Source organism: Micromonospora sp. H61 (assembly GCF_018070325.1).
Taxonomy (GTDB): Bacteria; Actinomycetota; Actinomycetes; order Mycobacteriales; family Micromonosporaceae; genus Micromonospora; species Micromonospora salmantinae.
Genome location: NZ_JAGPXY010000210.1, coordinates 1 through 1,575, shown reverse-complemented (window position 1 = coordinate 1,575; position 1,575 = coordinate 1). Strand labels below are relative to the sequence as shown.

Annotated in this window: 1 tRNA gene; it reads left to right on the top strand. The window is 62.9% G+C overall.

The window, feature by feature from the left end:
• Positions 1–26: 26 nt before the first annotated feature.
• A tRNA-Val gene (locus KBX08_RS33190) sits at positions 27–98 on the top strand.
• Positions 99–1,575 lie beyond the last annotated feature (1,477 nt).

The window sequence follows — 1,575 nt, the reverse complement described above, 5'->3', positions numbered from 1 at the left end:
CCACCGGCCCGCCACACGGGCGATCCGGGCGCGTAGCTCAGTGGGAGAGCACTCGCCTTACAAGCGAGGGGTCGCAGGTTCGAAACCTGCCGCGCCCACACTTTGACCAGCAAGTGACGAGGGCCGCCGGATGACCGGTGGCCCTTTTCGTCGTCTCAGTCGGCCTTCCACGGAAGGCCAGCGAGGTCTGCCCCGGCGGGACATCCGCGAATCGGTAGCGGGCTCGGGCGTGGCCCGCGCTGAGCGAGCCGACTTACGCGCTTGGCCCAAGCCTTGGCGGCAATCTGACACGAAGAATCCTCGGTGGCCCCCGTACGGTAAAAGTCAGGCTCTGGCGGGACGGAACCTAGCGATGCCGGAGCGGATCCAGTATGGAGAGAGGATTCCACATATGGCGCTGGTGTCGTGTCGTGTATGTAGCCATAGAGTGGCCGATAGTGCGCCAAACTGCCCTAACTGCGGCGTGGCTTCACCCGGCGGCCAGGCGCGGCTTGAAGTCAGGAGAGTGGCACGGGTGCAAGGGAAATGGGTGCCATTAGCGGTGTGGATTGACTCCGACCATGTGGGAAATCTCGGCGGCGGCGAGAGCGTCACTCGTCTGGTCACGCCAGGCCTTCATCGAATCCGTTGCCAGTTGCAACAGGGCCATATCCAGGCAGCAGAACAGGAGGTCGAGGTTCCGGCCGACCGCCTTCTTGTGGTTACCGTGGCTACCAGCCGATGGAATGGGAAGCCCAGCTTCACGCCAGAGCTGGCCTGAAACAACGGGTCGCTCAGGCCGGTGCGTGATCCGTCCACGACTGAACCGACTTCTTCCTCATCCGTAGAGCGGACCCGAGGACGCCGACGCAGCTCATGGCGGGGCAGACCCACCAGTCCCCCGGGTCTGGCCCGCCCTTTGCGCTAAAGGCCAGCACGGCCCACACGAGACCAAGCAGATATCCACCGAAAACACCAAGCAGCGGTGCCCAGTGTTGGTCCCCATGTTTTGGCCCTCGCGACGGAACAAGGTACAGGCAGCCGGCGACCGCAATGAGGCCGAAAATGCCAGACCACTGCAAGAGTTCCCTGAGCCCGCCTCCCTGGCTCGGCGAGAACTGAGAGCCGGCCCAAATCTGGGTCACAAACGAGGCCGCCAGGTAGAGGATGCTCCAGGCCACCGCCATCCGTAGCGTGACCTGCACTTTGAACGATCCGAGCCTGAACTGGTCGTGCGATCGGTCCAGTAAGACTGAGGCCATGCTTACCGTATCTCGCCCGAAACTCCACCAGGCCCACAGACTGCTGACTACCAGAAATGTCGAGACTGCCAAGGAGGGGGAGCCGAACAATAGCCCCAAAAGCCACTCAATCACAGAATCAGGCGTGGGTGGCTCGCTCATTTTCGAATTGTGTCACGGCCAGCTGCGCTGAGATAGGGGCCTCGAACCGGTTGTAATCCACTGCCGTCGTTTCGTTTTTTTCGGTAACCCACACATGCGGGGTCGCAGGAGGGCGGCCCCGTGCGTGGGCCGGACCGGTACGGCCATGATGGGCTGGTGCAGGACACCGTCGCCGTCGCGCTGATCACCTCAC